The 24,982-nt window shown below is 59.9% G+C and carries 18 protein-coding genes and 2 riboswitches; of the genes, 13 read left to right on the top strand and 5 right to left on the bottom strand.

All coding sequences use genetic code 11. The annotated features are described in order from the left end of the window. Positions 1-20 precede the first annotated feature (20 nt). A complete protein-coding gene (gene tenA, locus BAD_RS05125) occupies positions 21-788 on the bottom strand; it encodes a thiaminase II (RefSeq protein ID WP_050731458.1) in 768 nt (255 codons plus the stop codon). Beyond that, positions 782-888: riboswitch (TPP riboswitch) on the bottom strand. It overlaps the preceding gene by 7 nt. A gap of 127 nt (positions 889-1,015) precedes the next feature. Between tenA and BAD_RS05120 the strand changes: the two genes are divergently transcribed. From BAD_RS05120 to BAD_RS05110, 3 genes are all read left to right on the top strand, one after another. Then, on the top strand, positions 1,016-2,029 hold the full coding sequence (locus BAD_RS05120; RefSeq protein WP_011743322.1) for a glycosyltransferase family 2 protein: 1,014 nt from the start codon (positions 1,016-1,018) through the stop codon (positions 2,027-2,029). A 254-nt stretch (positions 2,030-2,283) separates the two neighbouring features. Continuing rightward, complete coding sequence (gene ppgK, locus BAD_RS05115; protein WP_011743321.1) at positions 2,284-3,051, top strand: polyphosphate--glucose phosphotransferase; 768 nt, start codon at positions 2,284-2,286, stop codon at positions 3,049-3,051. A 111-nt stretch (positions 3,052-3,162) separates the two neighbouring features. Beyond that, positions 3,163-4,329, top strand: coding sequence for a pyridoxal phosphate-dependent aminotransferase (locus BAD_RS05110; protein ID WP_041777335.1), 1,167 nt, complete (start codon positions 3,163-3,165; stop codon positions 4,327-4,329). 26 nt (positions 4,330-4,355) lie between these two features. On the opposite strand, the gene BAD_RS05105 is transcribed toward BAD_RS05110, so the two are convergent. The 3 genes from BAD_RS05105 to BAD_RS05095 form a co-directional block, all read right to left on the bottom strand. Further along, complete coding sequence (locus BAD_RS05105; protein WP_041777334.1) at positions 4,356-5,165, bottom strand: ATP-binding cassette domain-containing protein; 810 nt, start codon at positions 5,163-5,165, stop codon at positions 4,356-4,358. Continuing rightward, positions 5,134-5,475, bottom strand: a complete 342-nt coding sequence (locus tag BAD_RS09280) for a hypothetical protein (protein ID WP_050731457.1) — start codon at positions 5,473-5,475, stop codon at positions 5,134-5,136. Before BAD_RS09280 ends, BAD_RS05105 begins: the two co-directional genes overlap by 32 nt. A gap of 117 nt (positions 5,476-5,592) precedes the next feature. Further along, the gene (locus BAD_RS05095) at positions 5,593-7,731 is read right to left on the bottom strand and encodes a hypothetical protein (protein WP_011743318.1); all 2,139 of its coding nucleotides are present in this window, start codon (positions 7,729-7,731) and stop codon (positions 5,593-5,595) included. 143 nt (positions 7,732-7,874) lie between these two features. Here BAD_RS05095 and BAD_RS05090 point away from each other — a divergent pair, with 143 nt between their 5' ends. The 6 genes from BAD_RS05090 to BAD_RS05065 all read left to right on the top strand — a co-directional run bounded on the left by BAD_RS05090 (position 7,875) and on the right by BAD_RS05065 (position 18,500). Further along, positions 7,875-11,195: a tetratricopeptide repeat protein gene (locus BAD_RS05090; RefSeq protein ID WP_011743317.1), complete on the top strand. Its 3,321-nt coding sequence runs from the start codon at positions 7,875-7,877 to the stop codon at positions 11,193-11,195. 84 nt (positions 11,196-11,279) lie between these two features. Beyond that, positions 11,280-13,952, top strand: coding sequence for an NAD-dependent DNA ligase LigA (gene ligA, locus BAD_RS05085; protein WP_041777333.1), 2,673 nt, complete (start codon positions 11,280-11,282; stop codon positions 13,950-13,952). Positions 13,953-14,017: 65 nt separating this feature from the next. After that, the gene (locus BAD_RS05080) at positions 14,018-15,139 is read left to right on the top strand and encodes a P-loop NTPase (RefSeq protein WP_011743315.1); all 1,122 of its coding nucleotides are present in this window, start codon (positions 14,018-14,020) and stop codon (positions 15,137-15,139) included. A 118-nt stretch (positions 15,140-15,257) separates the two neighbouring features. Continuing rightward, a riboswitch (TPP riboswitch) is annotated at positions 15,258-15,360 on the top strand. A 31-nt stretch (positions 15,361-15,391) separates the two neighbouring features. Further along, positions 15,392-16,006 (top strand): ECF transporter S component, encoded by a 615-nt coding sequence (locus BAD_RS05075; RefSeq protein ID WP_011743314.1) that lies wholly within the window; start codon positions 15,392-15,394, stop codon positions 16,004-16,006. A gap of 120 nt (positions 16,007-16,126) precedes the next feature. Continuing rightward, positions 16,127-17,620 carry an ABC transporter ATP-binding protein gene (locus BAD_RS05070; protein WP_011743313.1) on the top strand — a complete coding sequence of 498 codons (1,494 nt, stop codon included), beginning with the start codon at positions 16,127-16,129 and terminating at the stop codon, positions 17,618-17,620. Position 17,621: 1 nt separating this feature from the next. Further along, positions 17,622-18,500, top strand: coding sequence for an energy-coupling factor transporter transmembrane component T family protein (locus BAD_RS05065; RefSeq protein ID WP_003810327.1), 879 nt, complete (start codon positions 17,622-17,624; stop codon positions 18,498-18,500). A 113-nt stretch (positions 18,501-18,613) separates the two neighbouring features. Here BAD_RS05065 and BAD_RS05060 read toward each other — a convergent pair whose 3' ends face one another. Continuing rightward, positions 18,614-19,981, bottom strand: coding sequence for a dipeptidase (locus BAD_RS05060; protein ID WP_011743312.1), 1,368 nt, complete (start codon positions 19,979-19,981; stop codon positions 18,614-18,616). A gap of 182 nt (positions 19,982-20,163) precedes the next feature. Here BAD_RS05060 and BAD_RS05055 point away from each other — a divergent pair, with 182 nt between their 5' ends. The 4 genes from BAD_RS05055 (at position 20,164) to glnA (ending at position 24,980) form a co-directional block, all read left to right on the top strand. Further along, entirely contained in the window at positions 20,164-20,766 is a 603-nt protein-coding gene (locus BAD_RS05055; protein WP_041777332.1) for a DUF3043 domain-containing protein, read from the top strand. 149 nt (positions 20,767-20,915) lie between these two features. Further along, a complete protein-coding gene (locus BAD_RS05050; RefSeq protein ID WP_033499877.1) occupies positions 20,916-22,397 on the top strand; it encodes an FAD-dependent oxidoreductase in 1,482 nt (493 codons plus the stop codon). A gap of 95 nt (positions 22,398-22,492) precedes the next feature. Next, positions 22,493-23,281, top strand: a complete 789-nt coding sequence (locus tag BAD_RS05045; RefSeq protein ID WP_003810317.1) for a DUF4191 domain-containing protein — start codon at positions 22,493-22,495, stop codon at positions 23,279-23,281. A 262-nt stretch (positions 23,282-23,543) separates the two neighbouring features. Next, complete coding sequence (glnA, locus tag BAD_RS05040; RefSeq protein ID WP_003810315.1) at positions 23,544-24,980, top strand: type I glutamate--ammonia ligase; 1,437 nt, start codon at positions 23,544-23,546, stop codon at positions 24,978-24,980. Positions 24,981-24,982: the final 2 nt, after the last annotated feature.

Here is a 24,982-nt window from a genome sequence, read left to right as displayed (position 1 = left end):
GAAGAGAGCGTGCCGGAGAATCAGCTCTCCTGATCCCATTCGGGCTTCCACGTGTACTGCATGTCGTACGCGCTGGACCAGAACATGTACTCGTTCTCAACGCCGGTCACAAAAATATCGACCAGCTCCTGCTTACGTTCCTCGCTCACCTCGGCGGCGAGTTTTTCGATATGCTCGATGAGCCAAGCCGAACCCTGCCAGAACTCGTCGGTCTTGTACATGTCCACCCAGCTCTTGTACTGGTTCACATCGAGCGTGTCTGCGAATTCATGGGCAAGACGATATCCGTAATCCGCATACACCCAGGCGCAGGGGAGCACGGCCACGAGAATGTCGAGGATGTCCTTGCCATAGGCGATGGAAAGGATGTTCGACGTGTACGCGCGGGCGAACGCCGACTGGCGCACGTTGTTCATCTGCTCGTCGGTGATGCCGTAGCTGGCCAGATACGTGCGGTGCACGGTCGACTCCACATTCAACGCGCCGTTCTGCACGTTGAGCATGAACGCCATGATCTCAGGATCGTCTGTTTTGGCCAGTCCCAAAGCATGCACTCTGGCGTAGTCGTTAAGATAACGGAAATCCTGCAGCAGATAGAACGCGAACTTCTCGCGCGGCAGAGTGCCTTCGCCCAGTTCGCGGATGAACGGCTGCTTGTAGCCTTCCTCCCATACGAGGTCGGCGGCTTTGCGCAGCCGCTGCGCGAATGGGGGAAGATTGGTTCGCGTGACGCCCTTCGAAGCGTCGAACGCGGAATCGGAATTGGTTACGGAAATCACATCAGCCATATGGCCATGCCTCCCTACGCTGGTGTCAACCATCAGGTTCAAAGGGTTCGGACGTCCACGCCCATCTCAATCCGTCATACGGATTCCCCTGCATACGCGGTTCATTATGGCAAACAAGTTCGTGCCGTGCAAGGTTCTGTCCATATTTGTCGCGGATTATGCCCGTGCTCGGCTCCATATCGAACATGGCCGATGTGTGGTTGAGGGCCGGTGCAAGAATGGAACGTATGACTGAAAAGCAAGTTGCGAAGAAGCCCATCGAAAAGCTGGCTATCGTCGTGGTGACCTACAAGCGCCAGCAGCTGCTCGCCACCCTGTTCGAATCCATCGAGAAGCTTACCGTCGCCCCGTGGCGCATCATCGTCGTGGACAACGAGCACAGTGACAAGACCCATGGCATGGTCGAAGAATTCAGCGCCAAGCTCACCGCGCAGTGGGGCACCACCGTGGCCGACCTGTCCGGCAACGAGAACCGCGTGGTCTACGCGCCGCAGACCGACAACCTCGGAGGCGCGGGCGGTTTCTCCGCAGGCGTGAAGAAGGCGTACGAGCTGGGTGCCGAATGGTTCTGGGTCATGGACGACGACGTCGCCGTCATGCCGGAAGGCATCGAGCGCTTGGCCAAGTGGACCGATCGGCACGACGTGATTCAGGGAAGCCGCTACGACTATGATGGCGGTCCGTTCTACTGGCAGTACGATTTCATCGTCCCGCTCGGCATTCCGAACCCGATCGCACCGGCTGCGTTCGGCCCGGCTGGCTATCGCGTGATGGACACGTTGTGCTTCGAAGGCGGCCTGTTCCGCCGCAACATCGTCGAGAAGATCGGTCTGCCCGACCCGCGTTTCTTCATCTATTGGGACGACACGATGTACGGCTATCGTGCCAGCAAGGTCACCAATCCGATCGTCGTGCCCGACGTGGTGCTGCGCCGTACGCGCGAGATCGGCAATTGGGACATCGCCGGCGTGCGCCAGCTCAACTCCACTTCCGACATGAACCGCTACCACATCATGCGCAACCGCGGCTACATGGCCCGATACTTCATGACGTACGGCGATTACCGTCCGCTGTTGTTCGGCCTGGGTACGGCGCTGACCGCGGTCAAGGAAGTGATTCGACTGACGATGGTGGACCGCGAGCATTTCAAGACAGGCATCGTTCAGATCGCCAAGGGATGGTGGGATTCGCGCAAGCTGCTGCATGATCCGGAATGGCAGCCGATGCCGCCGCTGAAGTAACACCGTGGCCCACGCGTTTCCCAACGCGCGGCGATCACGCGATTGACGATTCGTCCCACGTCGGAGCCTCTACCGACGTGGGACGAATCGTTTGCAAAACAGGCGATGAAATATTTACTCGGTTAAGTATTACAATTTGTGCAATCGTTCTCACCATTTGTGCATGTCGCGCGCGATTTTGGGCATGTTGCGAGTTACCATAACACGTACCGGTTCGAATACACCCATAACATACCTTGATAGAGAGGTTGAAGATGATTGAGACTGCACAGGCATTCGGCGTTGACATTGGTGGCTCCGGAATTAAGGCCGCCCCGGTTAACCTCGAGAAGGGCGAGTTCGCCGAACCGCGTCTGAAGATCCTCACCCCGGAGGTGTCCACTCCGAAGGCCGTCGGCGAAATCGTTCGCCAGCAGCTCGAGCATTTCGAGGTTCCGGAGTCCGCTCCGGTCGGCATCGCCTTCCCGGCTCCGATTCATGTGGGCGAAAAGCTTGGCTACATGGCCAACCTGGACCAGTCCTGGGTCGGCGTGGACGTCACCGAAGTGTTCTCCGAAGCTTGCGGTCGTCCGGTCACCGTGGTGAACGACGCTGACGCCGCCGGTCTTGCCGAGCAGCAGTTCGGCGCCGCGAAGGGCCAGGATGGCCTCGTCATCGCCACCACGCTGGGCACCGGCATCGGCACCGCGCTGATTTTCAACGGCGAGCTCATTCCGAACACCGAGCTCGGCCATCTGGAACTGCTCAAGGGCAAGGGCGACGCGGAGAAGTACGCCGCATCCTCCATCCGCGAGAAGCTCGACATGGGCTACAAGAAGTGGGCGAAGCGCCTGACCAAGTACTACTCCCTCATGGAGTTCTACTTCGACCCGCAGCTGTTCGTCGTCGGCGGTGGCGTGTCCCGCGTCTCCGAGAAGTTCCTGCCGTACATCGACATCAAGACCCCGATCGTCGCAGCCAAGCTGCACAACGAGGCCGGCATCATCGGCGCCGCATACTACGCGAGCACCAAGCAGAAGTGATGTGTTGACCGATTAGGTTGTCACAAGGCCGTCCGATTCGTCGGACGGCCTTTTTCGTTGTTCCATGTGCCGCAGATGGAAGACGGCAGTCCATGGAGTAGGGTGGAGAGCATGCGTTTTTCCTCAAGAGTCGACATCAGTGAGCCCAATCCCATCGCCAAGGCGGAAGCCACCGCCAAAACAGCCGGCAGACCGCTCGGCAAGCTCAACGACTCCAATCCGACACGGCACGCGCTGGCTCCGGATCTTGTTCCGGACATCTACTCCGCCGACCCGCGCGGCCAACGCTACGCGCGTGAGGCGCTGGCCGCGTTCCTTGACATGCAGGAAATCGGCCATTGCTCGCCGGACGACCTGTACATCCTCAGTTCAACTTCCGAAGCCTACTCGTGGCTTATCAAACTGCTGTGTGATGCCGGTGACGCCGTGCTCGCACCGAAACCCGGCTATCCGCTCATCGAATCGATCGCACGCCTCGAATGCGTCGACATGATCGAATACCAACAACGATTCGACGGCTCCTGGTACATCGACGTGGCCGAACTGAAAACCGCGCTGGAAGGCCCGGACGGCAATCGCATCCGCGCGCTGGTGCTCATCAACCCCAACAATCCGACCGGTTCGTACGTCAAACCGTCGGAACGCGAGGCGATCGTCCGCCTGTGCCGGGACCACGACGTGGCCATCATCGCCGACGAAGTGTTCTACGATTACGATTTGGAACCATTCGAAGGCAATGCACGACTCGCGGGGGAGCGTGGCGCGCTCACATTCGCGTTGGACGGTTTTTCGAAAATGCTCGCCGCACCGCATGCCAAAGTCGGCTGGATCCAAGTGTCCGGACCGGCAGAAGACGTGGCGGAAGCCAAGCGTCGTCTCGACGTGATCGCCGACGACTATCTGCCCATGAGCGAGATCGTCGCAAAACAAATTCCCGCACTGCTTGAAGCGGCGCCATTGCAGACCGCGCGCGTGCAGGAACGTGTGCGCGGCAATCTCAAAGCACTGCATGCCATGCTCGACGCGGACGAGCAAGGTCTCGTCAGCGTATTGCGTGCCGAAGGCGGATGGAACGTACTGCTGCGCGTGCCCAGCGTGCTCGACGAGAACGAGCTGGTGCTGCACATGATCGAACGCCACGGCGTATCCGGACAGCCCGGCTACTTCTTCGACATGACCTCCAACGGCTATCTGGCCATCTCACTACTGCCCGAACCGGACGATTTCCGGCATAACGTGTACGTGGTGATCGACACCGTCAACGAACTGATCGGCTGAACGGACTGCCGAGTCCGAAATCTCTTCTACGCCCTGTCGCCCTTCGCCGCCTCATACTTCGAACGAACCAAATCCGTGTAAAAATCGACCGCCTCACGAGGCACGCCGTCGAACACCACACGATGGTCGTCGACAACGAGCACGCGGTCGATCGCATATTCCGGACGGACGATCAGATCCGTGTCATGCGTGGCGAACACCACCTGCTTGTCATAGCTGAACAGGGCCTTCGCCACGCGTGCCGATGCCACCTCGTCCAAGCCCTTGGTCGGCTCGTCGGCGACGATCGCAGCGGGGGAGAAGCTCAACGCGGCCGCGATCGCCAGCAGATGCCGCTTCTCGCTATCCAAAGCGGAGGCCGGCTCGCGGGCCACGGAAGCCAAGTCGAAATGCGCGAACAGATTGCCGATGATCGCCTGACGTTCGCTTTCCGGCACCTTGTGCTTCTTCAACGGCAGGTCGATCGCCTCACGAATCGAAGCCGCCTTGTAGTAGGCGTTCGGAATCTCTTCGCGCCGCACGCGGCCGACCAGATCCTCGACATGCTTCAGATCGCGTTTCACGGCGGGGTCGTATGCGGTACCGTCCGCTTCGATGCGGACCGTTCCGGACGTGGCGGCCAACGCGCCATCCAACAATTTGAGCAGCGTGGTCTTGCCGGCACCGTTCAAACCTATCACCGCCACACGCTTGCTGTCAGGTGTGATATCAAGCGTGGTGGCTTCCAAACCGATATTGCCGTCCTCGTACATGTGGGCGGCCTGGTCGAGATGGAACGTGACGGACGAAGCCGGTGTGGAACGTTTACCGGCGAACAGCAAATCGAAGAAACCCATACCGTCGATTGTAACGAACCGCAGGCGCAACCGCGCGCAGGTTCACCGGCAGTTCATCCGAATCGTCCGTGCCCGCATGCGTGGCGGACGCCTTGTAATCGGCGAACAGGCTGCCGAAATCCAACAGTCGCATCACACTGCTGGTTTCGGCATCGAGTTTGACGACCTGGTCCTGCACGGCGTTGTCGTCGCGGCCCAGTTCGGTGGTGAGCAGCACGATGTCGCCTTTGGCATCCAACGTGCGGCCCGAGGATGGTTGCGTGGCGGCGAAAGCGGTTTCATGGTTGGCGACCCCCGGAACATAATTCAAAGCAACAATGATGACAATCGTTATGATTGCCGATGAAACTCAGAGCAAACCGGAAAAACTGCTATATGAATCAGGAAAGAAACCTGATTTTTTACTGGATGTAGCTTATGTCGGACGTCAACCCAACATGAACCAGGACTGCACGTCGAGATAGAGGGCGGGATTGTTACGCAACATCTCATCGTCACGCCCGGGCAGGAACAACGACATCAGCGCGACAACCAGCGTGAACAGCAGCAGTGCGAGGAATCCGGCACGACATACCCAACGCAGACGCGGCTTGCCGCAATCAAGTACGATCAGCAACGAAGGCAACGCGGGCAAGGCAAACAGCCATCCGAAATCGGCGATGTACCGCCATCCCAAACCAGCCATGCGGGAGTCAATCACCACAAGCAGCAATCCCAATGCCAGGCTGGATGTCAACAACAGCCATGTGTTCGTGCGCCCGGCCTTGCGCATACGCCGGTAGAGGAACGGGCAGGCCAGCGCGGCCAACGTCAACGGAGCTATCGTGAATAAGCCGCCAGGCATTGCCTCGGTAAATCCCCAAGTGGGAAGAGGCGCCGGATTGACGGCGAGGAACGGAAACGCATCCGTGAACCGCAACGGCAGGAACAGGTAATATGCGACGGTCAGCGCAAGATTCGACAATGGCTGCCGATAACTGGTCATATCCGTGACCGTCATCTGATATGAGGTGCCGAAGTCGAGCGGTGATCCGAACCGGACCACGTTGTACGCCAGCAGAGGAACGATCACAATCAACGCGGGAAGCAATGCGGCCAACGGCGCGCGCATCAGACGCCAGACCGACATATGGGGAAGGGAGGAATCATTGGGGGCGTGACGGAAAATCGACTGAATCTGCGGCCAGAATATTACGAAAGCCAGCAACGCCACGAGAATGAACTGCGGACGGCACCCCAGATTGGCCGCAATGCACATCGAGCCTGCAGCCAGATGGGGCAACGACAACGACTGCGTGCCATCAACCTCACGAATCCGATCGCCTGACACCGGCACCTGCTTGGCGGCGCCCAACCACAGCCACAATCCCAACACGCTCAGAAACAGGGAGGCGGCGATCGGCACCGAATAGAAATTCGTCCGATACCACAGATACAAACCATTGGAAGCCAACAGCATGAACACGCACAGCATACTGACCGCAGCCAACGGCGCATTCGGACGAATTCGGGATATCACACGAATCACCAGCAGACATCCGAATACCAGAAAACCAAGCATCAGCAGCGGCACGGCCGCGCCGCAGGGCATCATCAGCCCGCCATCGACGAACAACGATGTGACCGCCCGATACGGCAGGAACAACAACAACGCGGGAACCACACCGAAATACGAATACCAGTGCCCCTGATAGAGCGCGTAATCCCAATACACTGGGCTTACGCCATCGGCAAGCAACCGCTGCCGGGTGGCCACATCATACGGATCCGCCGCGTCACGCAACGCATCCGGCACATCCAAATCCAACCACGCGTGACCATCAAGCAGCGCCCTTGCCACGTAATCGTACTGGTCGAAATCATACGTGTACGTGCCTTTCGTATGGAAGCTCAACGGAGCCGCCTCCACCAGCTGCCACACCACAACGGCACAAGTGACCACAACAGGCACCGCCAGCAGCGCCCCCAGCCACGCACGCTGCCTCACACTCGTCGTATCCAACGGCATCCGCCACAACCGCGAACCAGGCCTCCACACCAGTACCATCGCCAACACGGCCACCATCACGCCGATACGCAACGGATTCAACGCGAACGGTACACGCACATTCGCACGCACCGCATCAAACGGAATCAGCGAACCCTTCGGCTCGACAATCCGCACGCACACCGAACCACCTGCAGCCGCCGCATGCACATACAGCGAACGTGGCGAAGACACCGACACCGAACTGACCGTACCGGCCCTGCGATTGACATCAGGACGGACACGAACCGTGCGCAACACCTGCTCCGATTGTCTGGCTGCCTTATCCAACGCCTTCGAAGACACCGGATCCATACGAACATATTCCGACGAGCCATCCGCATCGACCTGCATATATGCCTGCGTCGGATCGGTGACCTTCAACAACCCCTCGTCAGTACGTTCGAGCCCAGGGCCCATCACGTTGTACGCGGCGGCGGAATCACCTGATGCGGCCAAGGAACGCCAAAACGGCATATTACACAACACGCACTCGACCACCACCATCACCGCGAAAGCGACTACAATGGCTGCGCACATACGACGACGTGCCTGAAAACGCTGCTTCGAAAAAGTCACGTCATTATTCTAATAGCTTCATGTCGCGTTGGATTGAAAGAATGGCACACATGTCTCACCGCACACCATCAGACCCGGCCAGCCAACCGGAACATAACCGGACCATGCTCGAACGCGTCAGGCAAAATGTGCGGCGACTCGTCAACCAGGCCACGCCGCGCCATATCCACGCCAACCCCTTCGGCAAGGCGCTTGACAAGCCCGACGACATCGTCGACGAACTGACCCGCAACGCCATCCGGCTTAATCCGCTCATCAAACGACACGTCATCGACGGATTCGAAGGCGTGCCCGGAGGATTCCGCCTCGGATGGGCCCAACTGCCGCAGACCCACGGCCATGCCTTCTCCATCGGATTGTTCACCGACAGCGACCACTTCGCCCAAATCGCGCTCGCGGACGGCAAAGCGCGTGTCTTCGCCGGCACCGATCCGGACATGGACACGCAGGAACTCGAACCGCGGTTCGTCTTCGTCAAAGAGGAAACCCTTACGTTGGCGGACGGTCTAAGACTCGGCCATGCGGCCAGCCGCAATCCGAAAACGGTGCGCGCCACGCAAGGCGGCGTCGTGGGACGCATGCCGGGCGGTCGCATGATGTGGCTCGCCTCATGGCTCAAAACCGGCAACCGATACACGCTTGAGCAAATGCGCGCCATCCTGCCAGCGAATATGCGGTTCGACCTCGAATACCGGGACGCCATCACCATCGCCTTCTTCGCCGCCTACATGCTTCCACAGATGAACGGCCTGCTCGTCGGCTTCGGTTCCGGCAACATTTTCCGCAGGCTCAACCGCGAAGCGCCCATAGGCGCCATCCGACGGTCCATCAGAGACACCATGAGCGCCCGGTCGCATGGCATGCGCGCCTCCGGCCTGGAAGACTACTTCGCCGATCTGATGCGCGAAGCCCACGTGCTCGATACTGATCAAGGGCTCGAAGCTGTGCACGGAGCGGAACCGCTGCGCCTGTACACATCCAGCTATTCCGGATGCTACTTCTTCGCATGGGATTCCTCCCTGCCGTTCTCGGCAGTGCTGTGCGCCCTCAACATCGAGGGCAACCTCAACCGCTTCGCCGCCGTCAGCTCATGGCTGGAACGTAACGCACGCATCGGCGCTCTCCCCACGGAGGACACGGTGACGCGTGCCGAAGCCGCGCAGATCGACTTCGCCCTGCTGGAGAATCCGGCGCTGATCGCGTTGAAACCGGACGACCGGTTCGGCGCGATCCTCGACCCGAACCGGGAAGACGGCATCCAGGCCGCCAGCCGACTGGCGGATATCGCGGCCGACTTCCGGCGTGAAGTCGCCGAATCAACCAAGGACAACGTGTTGGAAGGCGATTTCGGCGCCGACGGAGGTTCCGAATGGGTGTACCGGCAGACCATGTCCCGTCTGCTGCGCAGCCTGCGTCTGCCATACCGTTTCGACGTTGACTTCCGGTGCGACCTCAGCGACGGCGAAGTCGCAATCGGCTTCACTTCTGCTGGAGTGTCCATGATGCCGTTCACCCGATACGACGTATCGCGCCGCGCGTGGATCGACCTGACCGACGTCGAACGCACGCGTATGAGCGTCGATTACAATCTGCGCGTCGGACTCATGATGGCCGCGCTGAGCTTCGGAGCCGATCCGAATGTCAAACGCGTGTCGATGCACATCGATTCGATTGGTCTGGAAGAGGCCGTAGCCGAACAGGATTCCGCCATCAGCGAGTTGATGAGCGAGGCGTTAAGCGCCTTCGAACGCATCCGTACCGGAGACATGAGGCCATCCGGATCCAAAGCCGCTCCAAAGGACGGCGACTACCATGGCGATCCGGCTCGGCCCGTCACTCCGAGAACCACCGATATCTCATCCGAATCAATCGATTCCGACGATTCGGCTGGCTCGGATAGCGTTGGCACTGGAGACGATACGGTGGACGGCCAGTTCGAAGACCTGATGAAAGACATCGACTTCGACGAAATGGCGTTCGCGGTACCGGACGGCCGCGCCGATGATGACGACGCCTCCATGCGGGACGACGCCAGCGACAAAACGGAGTACGACACCTACCTCGATGATGATGACGACGATCCGATGGCGCAGCTGCGCAAAAACCCGACCGTACGCAACTTGGTGACCGTCACCTTCGCCCGCGACGAGTTCCTGAAGCGGCTCGACACTGACGGATTGGCCCATCCAACCGCCACATACCGCATGTTCGACGCCGAAATGGACGTGGACGGCAAAGGCGCGCTCAAACCCATCGATGCGGCCTTCGACCTTCGTGACAGCCGATTCTCACCGGCGGGAAGCCAAGAAGAACCCGAACTGTCCGACATTCGTTTTGATGACGGCACGGCGCAGTTGTTCGGCTGTGAGAACATGATGGGCCTGTCTATCCAGCGTGTCGACCTGTTGCAGCGCGCCGTGGGGGAGTTCCATCGTCTTGCGCAAAGCGACGGACTCGAATCGGTGGCCAAAGCCAAACAGGCCATGGACATCATCAATTCCATATCCGATCCGGAATTGACCGAATTGGCACCGCAGGTCACCAGCGCGCTGATCGACGGCGAAGACACGCCCGACTTCTCATTCGAACTGGCACAATCCCTCGATGACGAACGTCTGAAGGCACGAGACATGCTGTTCTCCGGAGACGTCGAGCGGGCCATCGAATCCGCCCAGTCCACACTCGAACGCATGGACCGGATCTTCGCTGAAAATCCGGGCGTGCCGCGGTACTTCAATTCATATGCGGAACGCGTCATCTACAACCGCATGTTCGCCACCGAAGGCGAAAGAACGGTGCTCATTCCCGACAACCTGTTCTACATGCATATGGAGCTTGCCGACCTGCTCGCCCAAGTCAAAGGCGTCGATGCCGCGCTGCCGCATCTGAACGCCATGGTGCGTTACGCCCCCGCATACCCGCTGTCGCACCTCAAGCTCGCCGTGCAGCTGGGGCGTGCCGAGGACTGGGATCCGGCACGTGCGGCATGCCTCAACGCGCTGAACGTCGCGCTTGACCGGGAAGACGCCTCATTCGCCTACTATCGCCTCGCCTATGCGGAATGGATGTGCGACCACTTCGACCTTGCCGCCGCCTCATACATCATGAGCGAGGAGATTGCCCCCGGACGTATCGCCATGCTCGAAAGCGAACTGCAGGAACTGATCGGAAGAGCGCAATCGCAGTGCATTCCGGTGCCGACCAACGTGCAGGAAGCCATCCACGTGCTCGCCGACGCCGGACTGCCGGTATGGCCGAACACGCCGGTCGCGCCCCTGATGCACCAAGCGGCCCGCGTCTGCGTGGACAAAGGCATGTTCGTGCCCGCACGCACCCTGTCGGTGGCCGCGATGCGCATGGATTACGAAGACCATGACGGTGCCGACGTGGTGCAGGTGCAGTTCCTGCGCTCTCTGAACAACTAACAAAACGGTCGAACATTTGTGCGATAATCGGTGCTGGCGTGGACATCCGCGCGGCATGGCGGAAATGATGGGAAAGCGGTGACAATGACGAATCGTGATGATTCCGAACAGTTGGCATGGGATTTCGACGCGCCGGAGAGCGACGGTAGTTCCGCGGCCGTCGTGGCCGATGAGGGGCTGGCTTCGCTGACTCCGGGCAGCGAACGTTGGATTGCCGCGTTGCAGCCGACCGATGCCGACGCCATGCGCCTCGACAAGGTTGATGTGGCTTCGATGAGCGCCGAAGCCGCGGCCAGGCTGTGGGCGCGCGTGGCCGCATGGGTGGAATCAGACCAGATCGCATACTATATCGACGATGCCCCCGTCTCATCCGACGCGGCATATGACGCAAGATTGCGCTGCCTGCAATCGCTTGAGGCGCAGTTCCCATCACTTGACTCACCGCAGTCACCGACCCATCGCGTGGGCGGCACGTTCTCCAACGACTTCGCTTCCGTACGTCATCCATCGCGCATGATGAGCCTCGATGACGTGTTCTCCATCGAGGAGCTGCGCGAATGGTACGACGGCGTGCTCAGGGGATTGGATTGGCCCGAATCGAAGCCACTGCCCATGACCTGCGAGGTGAAAATCGACGGTCTTGCGCTGAACCTCATCTACCGCAACGGCGTGCTTGAACAGGGTCTGACCAGAGGCGATGGCGTGACCGGCGAGGACATCACTCTCAACGTGCGCACCATCTCCACCATTCCGCAGAACCTTGCCGGACCGGAGGAAGACATTCCCGAATTCGTGGAGATCCGCGGCGAAGTGTTCATGCGATGGGACGATTTCAACAAGCTGAACGCCGAGAACGAGGACGCCGGTCGCGCGCCATTCGCCAATCCCCGCAACGCGGCCGCAGGTAGCCTGAGACAGAAGGATCCGCGTATCACCGCAACCCGTCGCCTGAGCTTCTACGCGCACGGCATCGGATCGCTGCGTTGGGGTGCGGGGCACGCCGGCAACGGCCATGATGTGGTCAACGACCAATCCGAAGCCTACGAATTGTATAAGAAATGGGGTGTGCCCGTCTCTCCGCACAACCGTGAGGTCACGTCGTTCAAGGAAATCCTCGACATGATCGACTATTACGGCGAACACCGAGGCGACATCGAACACGCGCTTGACGGCATCGTCGTGAAGGTCGACGATTTGGGATTGCAGCGTTCCCTTGGCGCCACATCGCGTGCGCCGCGCTGGGCCATCGCCTACAAATATCCACCGGAAGAAGTCAATACCGAGCTGCTTGACATCACTGTGCAGGTGGGGCGCACCGGACGTGTGACTCCGGTGGCGGTGTTGAAACCCGTGTACGTGGCCGGTTCCACAGTATCCCGTACCACGCTGCACAACCCCTTTGAAGTGGAACGCAAAGGCGTGCTCATCGGCGACACCGTGGTGGTGCGCAAGGCGGGAGACGTGATTCCCGAGCTCGTCGGTCCGGTGCTGGAGCGACGCAAGGGACGCGAGGGCGAGCTCCGCCGGTTCGTGATGCCCACGCGTTGCCCGAGCTGCGGCGCGGAACTCGCTCCCGCCAAAGAGGGAGACAAAGATATACGCTGCCCGAACGTGGAATCCTGCCCGGCGCAGCTGACCGAGCGGATCATCAATCTGGCGTCCCGCAAGGCGTTCGATATCGAACATCTGGGCGACCAATCAGCCATTGCGCTGACGAATCCCGAAGAGGACAGGCCCGATTCCATCGACACGTATGCGCCGAACATCACCGAAATCGTGGTGAAACCCGGTGAGGAGCCTGAACCGTACGAGCCGGTGGCGGGACTGGAACTGCCGCCCATGCAGACACCTGTGCTGTCCAGCGAGGCCGGGCTGTTCTCGTTGACGTCCGCAGACCTCAAGGATGTGCGCGTCTGGCGCGAGGCTCCAATCATCGAAATCCACGAGACCGTCGGGTCAAACGGCAAGATCAAGAAAGTGCGCAAACGTGTGGGCGGATCCGGATTATGGCATCAGGTGCCCGCATTCTGGACCGCGCCTACCGCCGCCCGCAAACGCAAGGAAGCCGACATCGACGAGACCGCGGAATATCCGCAATACGTGGTGCCGGATGACGCCGTGGTGATCCGCGAGGAAATCAAGGTATCCCGTGGAGGCACGTCCAGCGTGCAGCCGGTGTACATTCGTCCGGCGGAAAACACCCGCAAGATGCTCGACGAAATGGACAAAGCCCGCCATGCCGACCTGTGGCGCGTTCTGGTGGCCCTGTCCATCCGCAGGCTCGGACCGCCCACCGCACGCACCATCGCCAGCGCGTTCGGTACGTTGGATGCCATCGAACATGCCAGCGTGGACGAATTGTCCCAAATCGACGGTATTGGTTCGGAAATTGCGGAATCCGTAGTCACATGGTTCACCGCGGCCCGTGAGCCGGGCAATTGGCGCGGTGCCGTGCTTGACGCATGGAAGGCCGCCGGCGTAGGAGTCGGACAAGCCCAAGCCAGCGGACTACCACAGACATTGGCAGGCAAAACGGTCGTGGTCACCGGCTCGTTGGAAGGATTCTCCCGCGATTCCGCCAAAGAGGCCATCGTTCTGCGCGGAGGCAAAGCCGCAGGATCTGTCAGCAAGAAAACCGATTGGGTCGTCGTAGGCGAGAATGCCGGCTCAAAAGCCGCAAAAGCCGAGGAACTGGGCATCCCCATGCTCAACGAAGACCAATTCAAACAGCTGCTCGACACAGGAACAGTTGAATAATCGCCACACCATCTGGCGAGCCGTGCCGCGAACCGCTACCGTGGTACGCGGCATAAGGAGGAAGCATGAGCGACGAGCGCACCATCGAAGCGCGCATCTACGAACGGCTAAGCAAAGTGATTGACCCCGAACTGGGCAGGTCCGTCACCGACTTGGGCATGATCGCAGCCATTGACGCCACGCCAGTGGCAGGCGAAACCAACACGTACGACGTACGGGTGCGGGTCGAACTGACCGTGGAAGGCTGTCCGCTGTCGCAGACCATCACCAACCAGATCAACGGCGCGGTCGCCTCCTATCCCGATGCCACGTTGATTCCCAGCATCGAAGTCGGCTCCATGAGCCAAGACAAACTCACCCAGCTGGTGGCCGGCCTCAAAGCGGAACGTAAACAGAACCCGTTCAACAAACCCGGCATCAGAACCCGCATCTTCGCCATCGCCTCCGGCAAAGGCGGCGTGGGCAAATCGTCTGTCACCGCCAATCTGGCAGCCACATTCGCGGCGCTCGGCTACGATACCGCCGCCATCGACGCCGACATCTACGGTTTCTCGCTGCCCAGGCTATTCGGCGTGCAATCACAGCCCACGAACCTCAACGGCATGCTCATGCCCGTCACCGCATGGGGTGTGAAACTGATCTCCATCGGCATGTTCGCCGGCGCGGACAGAGCCATCCTATGGCGTGGTCCAAGACTGCAACGCTCCTTGGAACAATTCCTATCCGACGTATGGTGGGGCGAGCCGGACGTATTGCTGCTCGACCTGGCGCCCGGCACCGGCGACATGGCGATTTCCGTGGCACAGGCACTGCCGAACGCCGAACTGGTGGTGGTCACCACACCGCAGCCATCCGCCTCCGACATCGCGGTACGATCCGGCCTGGTGGCATTGCAGGTGCCGATGAAAGTTCGCGGCGTCGTGGAGAACATGAGCTACTACGAGCACAAAGGCGAGAAGCTACGTATCTTCGGCGAAGGTGGCGGCGCACGCGTATCCGAACAGCTGACCCACAGCCTCGGCTATGAAGTGCCACTGCTCGCACAACTCCCATTGGAGCCTGAACTGCGCGAAACCGGCGAAGCAGGCCGGCCCGCAGTCCTAACCAAAGAGGGCGCGTTGCGGTCGGACGGTATCGGAGAAACATTCAAGAATCTTGCCGAATCGCTGATGAGACTGCCTCAATAAAATCACCATACGGTTGGAGCGTTCCTCCAAAACAACACATCGGAATGCGACTCAGCCACGGAATACGGAATCCGTTATGAGACAAAACTGACGTAAATCGTGGGTCCTGTGTAATATCAGGCGCAGACACGGGGGCCGAATGGCTGAGAGGAAGCAACCGCTTCAACCGTATGAACGTATACCGGGTAATGCCGGCGCACGGACGTCTCTCTATTTCCCGTGCCTTGACGAAAAGAGAAAGGCACATATCCCATGACTGAAGAAAACCAGTCTTCCGCAGTTCGCAAACACAACAACAAGTGGCGCGTGGTCGATATCGTCGTCGCAGCCATCATCGCCGTCGCATCCGGCGTGATTTTCTGGGGCTGGGACATCGTCTGCACCGCGCCGCTGGCCCTCTTCGAGGCGGTGACTCCAGGCTTCGAAGGCCTGCTTAACGCTTTCTGGCTGTTCGCAGGCCCTCTGGCCGCCATCATCGTGCGCAAGCCTGGAGCCGCACTGTTCGCGGAAACCCTCGCGGCCGCGCTCGAACTCACCATGGGCAACCAGTGGGGTGTCGGCGGCTCGCTGATCGTCGGCATCGTGCAGGGCCTCGGCGCCGAAATCGGTCTTGCCCTCTTCGCCTATAAGAAGTGGGACCTGCTGTCCACCACGATCTCCGGCGCACTTGCAGGCGTCGGCTGCGGCCTGTACTACTGGCTTACCAATCCGGCTTGGAGCGCGCTACGCGTCAGCATCTACCTGATCGCCTCCGCCATTTCCGGCGCGGTGCTCGCCGGCGCGGTGATGTACCTCCTGCAGGTGGCCATCGCCAAGACCGGCGTGCTCGACCGCTTCGAATCCGGTCGTACGCAGGAACTGGTCTGATTGTCCGATGCAAGCAAATCCCGCATCACATCAAGGTGGTGCGGGATTTTCTTGTGATGGCGCATCGCATGACAACGGCATACGAAACAACAGCATGACAATCAGAAGAAAGAACGACGAATGACCACTGACGTTCAGAACACAACAGCGGCCGGCGTGACCGCACATGATTGGGGATGGAGACACGCCTCACGTAAGGATTTCGCGCTACGACACGTCGACTTCGACATCAAACCGGGGGAGCGGGTACTGTTGCTTGGCGCTTCCGGCGCAGGCAAATCAACCCTGATGTCCGGTTTGGCCGGCGTGCTCGGTGGAGATGACGAAGGCGAGCAGGAAGGCGAGCTGCTCATCGACGGCGTCGACGCCAGACAAGCGCGCGGACGTTGCGGGCTGGTGCTTCAGGACCCGGACTCGCAGACGATTCTCGAACGTGCCGGAGACGACACCGCATTCGGCTGTGAGAACCTGAACCTGCCGAAAGATGAAATCTGGAACCGGGCACGAGCCGCCCTTGACATCGTCGGGCTCGACTACATGGCGTTCGACCGCTCCACACGAGGACTTTCCGGCGGGCAACGTCAGCGCCTCGCCTTGGCGGGCGTGCTGGCCATGCACCCTGGCCTGCTGCTGCTTGACGAACCGACCGCCAACCTTGACCCGGACGGTGTCAAGGAAGTGCACGACGCTGTCCGCCACGTCCTCGAACAAACCCATGAGACGCTGGTTGTGGTGGAACATCATATCGACGTGTGGCTCGACCTGGTCGACCGCGTCATCGTGCTGGGCAAGCCCGAAGTCGATTCGAACGTCGGCGGCGTAATCGCCGACGGCACTCCAGACGAAGTGTTCGGCCACATGGGTCAGGTGCTTGCCGACGGCGGTGCGTGGGTGCCGGGCCGCACCATCGAAAGCCACGCGCCCAAACCGGAACAAATCCGGCAACCGCAGGACGTCGTGCTTTACACGCGGGATCTGAGCTTCGGCTATGATTTCCCGCTCGGCGAGCATATCGACCTCGAATTCCATTCCGGTGAGGTGACCGCGTTGACCGGCAGAAACGGCGTGGGCAAATCCACATTCGGACTCACTCTCGCAGGACTGCTCAAACCGATAGCAGGACGTGTATGCATGGCGGACGATCTGGTACCTCCCCATCGCGAAAACAATGTGATCACATGGAAAAGCCGCGACTTGCTGGGACGTATCGGCATGGTGTTCCAAGAGCCGGAACACCAGTTCGCCGCATCCACCGTGCGAGACGAGGTAGCCATCGGCCCCAAATCCATGGGCAAAACCGACGAGGAGGCGTATTCCATCGCCGACAGGCTGTTGGAACGCCTGAATCTTTCCCGCTTCGCCAAAGCGAATCCATTCACCCTATCGGGCGGTGAGAAAAGAAGACTGTCCGTGGCGTCCATGCTGGCTGCCGCGCCAAAAGTGCTGGTCATGGACGAGCCGACATTCGGACAGGATTTCACCACGTGGACCAGCATGGTCCAATTGATCGCCGGTGCGCGCGACCAAGGTTGCGCGGTCATCATGATTACGCACGATGAGCCGCTCATCGAAGCGCTGGGCGCACGCCGTATTTTGGTCAGAGAGGGGGAGTGACATGCTCGAAACCAACAAAAACAGTGGGCGCGACGGCAATGAAAAGCTCGAAACCATTACCGTGGTGCCACACAAGGAACGTCGTAACGAAACGAAGCCGGCGTCACCGTCATGGTTCGTGGCGAAAATCAACCCGGTAAGCCGTTTCATCGGTGCGTTGATCCTGTGCATTCCGATGTTCTTCACCCTCGATGTCGTTTCGGCATCCGTGGCGTTTGGTTTGGAAATGCTATTGTTATGGATCGGCGGAGTGGCTCCCTGGACGGTCTTGCGCAAGACATGGCCGGTATGGATAGCGGCCACAGGCAGCTTCGTTTCCGTGGCGTTGTACGGCAAGACATCCGGCACGGTGCTGGCCAATCTGGGCGGCATCATCGTCATCTCCCAAGGATCGCTCTATCTGGCGTTGGCCACATTCCTACGTGTCGCCGCAATCGCCGTGCCGGGTGTGATTCTGGCTTTGGGACTCGACCCGACCGATCTGGCCGACGGACTCGTGCAGATTCTGCGCCTGCCGCAACGTTTCGTATACGGCGGCCTTGCCGGCATGCGCATGTTCACGCTGCTGCAGGACGATTGGCGTGCACTCGGCCAGTCACGCCGCTCGCGTGGCCTCGGCGACGGCAGCACCATCAAACGCGTCTTCTCGCAAGCATTCAGCCTGCTCGTCGTATCCATCCGACGTGGAACGAAACTCGCCACCGCCATGGAAGCGCGCGGATTCGGATCCGACGCGCCACGAAGCCAAGCGCGTGAATCGAAACTGCATGCGGTCGACTGGCTGTTCTACGCCATCTGCATCGCGGTGCCGGCAATCGCGTTGGCCACCGCATACTACACCGGCTACTGGCATTGGGCGTTCAGCAACGTGTCCAACTAATGGATGATGATTCCCCAATCGGCAGCTAAATGAAAAAGCTCTCTGTCATACGTTCCAATCGGAATCGTATGACAGAGAGCTTTATCCTATTTCGGCAAGCCTTACACGGCTTCTTACTTGGCGAGCTTATCCAGCAGCAACGCTTCGGTGATGACGTTGTTCTTCAACGCCGGCAGACTGATGGACTCGTTCGGGCTATGCGCGTTGGCCTTCGGATCCTCCGGACCGGTGACCAGCACCTGCGCCTTCGGGAAGATGCGCTGCAATTCCGGAATGAACGGGATGGAGCCACCCTCGCCCTTGTTGACCGGAGCCACACCGAACGCTTCCTCCATGGCGTCCATGGCGTCCTTGGTGGCCTCAGCGTTCGGATCCATGGCCCAGCCCATGCCGTTGTCGAGCTTGTCGACCCACACTTCGGCACCGAACGGCGCATGCTCCACCATGAACTTGGCCAACGCCTCCTGGGCCTCTTCCGGGCGCTGGTTCGGCGCGGTGCGCAAGCTCAGACGGAACGTGGTTTCAGGAGAGATGACGTTGAAGGATCCTTCCACCGGATGCGCGTCGAACCCGATGACGGTGACGCTGGGCTTCGTCCACAGACGCGCGGCGAGCGAACCGGTGCCGGCAAGACGATACGATTCGACGATGCCCGCGTCGGCACGCACAGTCGCCTCGTCCATATCACGCTGCAGGCCGCCAACCGGTTCCTCGGACGCAACGCCCGGCACGGCCAAATCGCCATTGGCGTCGTACATGGAGGAAATCAACATCGCAGCCAGCGTGTTCGCGTCAAGAATCGGGCCGCCATACTGGCCGGAATGCACCGGATGTTCCAACGCCTTGACATGCACATCAATATCGGTGTTGCCACGCAGCGACGTGGTCAGCGACGGAATCTCAGCGGACCAGTTGCCCGAATCGGCCACAATGATCACATCGGAAGCGAACTCGTCCCGGTGCTCTTCGATGAACGGAATGAAGCTCGGAGAACCCATCTCCTCCTCACCTTCGATGAACACCTTGATGTTCACCTTCAGATCGTCTTCAAGCGCTTTCAGCGCACCGGAATGAATGGCGATTCCACCGCCGTCGTCCGCGGCTCCGCGGCCGTACAGACGCGTGTCGATTTCAGTGCCGACGAACGGGTCGGTGTTCCATACGCTCGGATCCGGCACCGGCTGCACGTCATGGTGCGCGTACAGCAGCACCGTCGGCGCATCCTCGCTGACGTTTTTGGAACCGATGACCTCCCAAGCGCCCGGCGTGCCGTCAGGGTTGTGCGACTGCACCACCTTCGTATCGACGCCGACCTCGCGCAGCAGGTCCGCCACGAATTGCGCGGAACGCTTCATATGATCGGCGGTGATGCCTTTCGCGGAAATCGACTGCAAGGCGATCTTCTGGTTCAACACGTCGACGATGCGGTTGAAATCCGACTCGACGCGCGTGCGGATCTCTTCGGCTCCTAAAGCTGTCATAATCCTTGATGCTCCCTATATATGCGTGTGTATTACGCGGATTGAATATCGTGTGACGAATGTCCATTGTATCTGTTCTTTGCAGACCGTCCGACCGCAGCTTGAATCGCAGCTTGAACCGCAACGCAGACGGCACCGCGGGCGGCATCGAGCGTCGATACGTCACCTTACGCTCTATAGGCATGAGTTTGTTTACCAAGAAGGAAGAACCGGCGCAGGAGAACGTCGAGAGCAAGGCTGCACAGCCGACCTCCGGCAAGGGCCGTCCAACCCCGAAGCGCAAGGACGCCCAGGCGCAGAATCTCCGTCCGCTGGTCCCCAAGGATCGCGAGGCAAGCCGTAAAGCCGCCAAGGCTCGTATGCGTGAGCGTGAGAACGCCGAGTACGATGCCATGCAGAGAGGCGACATCAACCACATGCCGAAGTCGGAACGTCTGCCGTGGCGCATCTACATCCGTGACTACGTCGATGCCCGCTTCAATCTGGGCGAGTTCTTCATCCCGGTCGCGTTCATAATCCTGATCGGATCCATGGTCGTCACCTACAAGTGGCCTGCATTGGCGTTGCCGCTCATGCTGATCATGTATGTCTACTTGTTCGCCGTGATTATCGACGTGGCGGTCATGTGGCACAAGCTCAAGAAGAAGCTCATCGAGAAATTCGGTGAGCAGTCCGTGGCCAAGGGCATGCGTTCCGGTTCCTATGCGTGGAGCCGTGCCCTCCAGATTCGCCGTTGGAGGCTTCCGAAGCCTCGTTACCCGAAGCGTGGACACTGGCCGGAGTGATCGGTATCGAGAACCGCCGGTGATTTTTCAAGCCGTCAGCGAACAACTGACGGCTTTTCCATTACCATGGAAAACGATTGCTCGCATCGAACAAAAGCTCACTTCACGTGCGTGCAAACGAATCAATGAGGAACGAATTGGGATTCAATATGGTTCAACAGCATTTCGACATCGCTATCATCGGAGCCGGCCCCGGCGGTTACTCTACGGCACTGCGTGCCGCGGAACTCGGCAAATCGGTGGCGTTGATCGAACGTGACGGTACGCTCGGTGGCACATGCCTCAACCGCGGATGCATCCCATCGAAGGCATTGTTGACTGCCGTGCATAGCGTCGAAACCATCCATAACGCCGAACGCATGGGCATCAACGCCACGCTGCAGAGCATCGATTTCGGCAGATTACGTGATTTCCGCGTCTCCACCGTGGAAACGATGACGAAAGGGCTGACGGGCCTGCTGGCGCATCGCGGCGTCACCGTATTCCGCGGTTGCGCGGCATTGCAGAACGCGCATACAGTACGTGTCACGCCGGCTGAGGGGGAGACGCAGGTATCGCGGTCCGTGGAAGCCGGCGTGTTCGAACCGGTTGAAACGGAACTTGCGATTGATGCCGACGACGTCGTGTTGGCAACCGGATCGCGTCCGCTTGCGTTGCCTGGAAATCCGTTCGCCGGCGCGCTGATCGATTCCACCCAGGCGTTGGAGCTGAATACCTTGCCCTCCAGCGCGGTGATTATCGGTGCGGGTGCGGTGGCATTGGAATTCGCGTCGCTGTGGAATGCCGCCGGTTGCGAAGTGACACTGCTGATTCGTAAGGACCGCGTGCTGTCCACATGGGAACGCCGTGCTTCGATGACGCTGACACGTGAGCTGAAACGCAGGGGAGTGAACGTGATCGCACGCACCGCGGTGGACCGTGTCGACACTGGCGCGAACCTAGGGGCCACTGTGCACTATCGGCAGGGCGATTCCGATGAGGACCGCACCGCTTACGGCGAAGTGGTGCTTGCCGCCATCGGACGTGTGCCCAATACCGACGCCGACTGGTTCCGCTCCAGCGGCCTGAAGCTCGACGAACGAGGATACGTGACCGTCGACGGATACGGACGGACGAACCTTGATGGCGTGTGGGCGCTGGGAGACATCACTCCAGGTCATGCGCTGGCCCACCGCGCCTTTGAACAAGGCATCACCATCGCTGAGAAAATCGCCGGAGCCGATCCAAAACCCGTGCTTGACGACACCGTGCCACAGGTGGTGTTCTCTTTCCCCGAAGCAGCAAGCGTCGGATTGACGCTCGACCAGGCAAAAGCGCGCGAAGACGTGGTCGAGCCGAAGGAGACGGCATACCCGATGCTGTCCAACGCGCGCATGCTGATGAGCGGGGAAGGCGGATCGATGACCGTCGTCAGCGGTGCGTTTGCGAACAATCCTGATATGCAGGTGGTGTTGGGCGTGCACATCGTCAGCCCAATCGCCAGTGATTTGATAGCGGAAGCCGAACAGTTGGTCGGCAACCGTGTCCCGCTTGCCGATGCGGCACGGCTCATCCACCCGCATCCCACGTTCAGCGAGACGCTCGGTGAGGCGTTGCTGAAAGCGGACGGACGCCCGCTGCATACGAGATAGGCGGAGTAGAATAGCGCAGTCGCACCATAAATGGCATGGTTCCTGATAAACTATCGTCCCAGTGTGTGTAACCGAACCGTCAAGCGAGGAAGTCGATGGCAGATAAAGCAGAGAAAAAGAAGCAGAAGAAGCAAGGCACCATCAGCCAGATCATCCAGATCTTCAAATACACCCAAGCTGAGGATAAGGCGCTTCCGTGGCTGTGCGGTGGCGTGTTCGTGGCACCGATTGTCGTGTTCGTCGTACTGGGCGTCATATTCAAGTGGCATGTGTTCAGCTGGATCCTGTTCATGATTCTTGCCGTCATGCTGGGCGTGCTGTTCGCCACCATGATGCTCACCAAGCGTGCCGACAAGGTCGGCTACGCCAAGATCGAAGGTCGTCCCGGTGCCGCAGTAAGCGTGCTCGGCAACATCAGCAAGGCCGGCTTCAACTTCCCCCAGGAACCGGTGTGGATTGACCCGAAGACCAAGGACGCCATCTGGCGCGGTACCGGTTACAACGGCATCTATCTGCTGGGCGAAGGCGATTACAATCGCGTCAAGCGAGCCATGGATCGTCAGGAGCAGCGCATCAAGGGCGTGACCGCCGGCTCCGAAATCCCGGTCTACCGTATGTACGTCGGCACCGGCGCAAACCAGACCCGCCTCAAGGACGTGCGCAAGACGCTGCTCAAGTTCAAGAGCTACCAGCCGACCCATCACAAGAACAAGCTGATGGCCGCCATCCATCCGAGGACTCGTTTCGTGCTCACCAAGACCGAGCTCACGGTGCTCAACGAGCGTCTGCGCACTCTGCAGCTGAAGAACGGCATGAGCGTGCCGAAGGGCGTCGACCCGATGCATCCGCAGCGCGTCAGCCGTCGCGCCATGCGCGGCCGCTGACGGTCATAGCACCCGCATGATGTCACGGAAGGTTCCGATCGTATTCATACGATCGGGACCTTTTTCATGCTGCCTGTCCATTAAATGAACGCTTCTGAAGGGGCGGACGTGGCTGTTCGTAACAATCGAATCGTGATTTTCCGCGAAATCACACCTCGAATATGTCATTACGAAACATTCTCGTAACCCAAATGGCGAGTGAGCGAAACTCGCGACCATAGACTAATAGCCTGTAAGTAACTTATTCGAAAGGAGCGGTCCCGTGACTGCACTTGAAACCAAGGCTGATGCTGAGGCCCTTATCAACAAGGAAGGCATTGAGTATGTCTCCGTTCGCTTCACCGATCTGATCGGTGTTCAGCAGCACTTCACCGTGCCGGCAAGCGAATTCCTGAAGGACGCCTTCACCGACGGCATGCCGTTCGATGGCTCCTCCGTGGAAGGCTTCCAGGCCATCAACGAGTCCGATATGAAGCTGGTGCCGGACGTTTCCACCGCATTCATCGATCCGTTCCGCAAGCACAAGACCCTCGACGTGGCATTCTCCATCGTCGACCCGCTGACCGACGAGCCGTACTCCCGCGACCCGCGTCAGGTTGCCGGCAAGGCCGAGGCTTACCTGAAGTCCACCGGCATCGCCGATACCGCTTCCTTCGCTCCGGAAGCCGAGTTCTTCATCTTCGACAAGGTACGTTTCGAGAACAGCATGCAGCGCTCCTTCTACGAGGTGGACTCCATCGAGGCTCCGTGGAACTCCGGCATTGACACCGAAGATGACGGCACCCCGAACATCGCCTTCAAGAACCGCGTCAAGAAGGGCTACTTCCCGGTTCCGCCGATTGACCACACCCAGGACCTGCGCGACGACATGGTCGCCAACCTGCAGAAGGTCGGCCTGATTCTCGAGCGTTCCCACCACGAGGTGGCAGGCGCTGGCCAGCAGGAGATCAACTACCGCTTCAACTCCCTGCAGCACGCAGGCGATGACCTGATGAAGTACAAGTACGTCGTCCACGAGACCGCTGCCCTCGCTGGCAAGGCCGCCACCTTCATGCCGAAGCCGATCGCAGGCGACAACGGTACCGGCATGCACTGCCACCAGTCCCTGTGGAAGGACGGCAAGCCGCTGTTCTACGATGAGAAGAACTACGGCGGTCTGTCCGACCTCGCCCGCTGGTACATCGGCGGCCTGATCAAGCACTCTTCCTCTGTGCTCGCCTTCACCAACCCGTCTCTGAACTCCTACCACCGTCTGGTCCCGGGCTTCGAGGCTCCGGTCAACCTGGTGTACTCCGCTCGTAACCGCTCCGCCGCCATCCGTATTCCGCTGGCCGGCACCTCCCCGGCTGCGAAGCGTATCGAGTTCCGCGCTCCGGATCCGTCCTGCAACCCGTTCCTCGCCTTCTCCGCACAGCTGATGGCAGGCCTGGACGGCATCCTGAACCACATCGAACCTCCGGCACCGGTCGACAAGGACCTGTACGAGCTGCCGCCGGAAGAGCACGCTGGCATCAAGCAGGTTCCGAGCTCCCTGGCTGAGGCCATGGACGCCCTTGAGGAAGATCACGACTTCCTCACCGCAGGCGACGTCTTCACCGACGACCTGATTGACACCTGGATCAGCATCAAGCGCGGCGAGATCGACCAGGCTCGTCTGGCCCCGACCCCGCTGGAGTACGAGCTGTACTTCCACATCTGATA

The organism is Bifidobacterium adolescentis ATCC 15703 (assembly GCF_000010425.1).
Lineage (GTDB): Bacteria > Actinomycetota > Actinomycetes > Actinomycetales > Bifidobacteriaceae > Bifidobacterium > Bifidobacterium adolescentis.
Note: the sequence above shows the minus strand (reverse complement) of the source record. Positions and strands in the feature narration are given on the sequence as shown.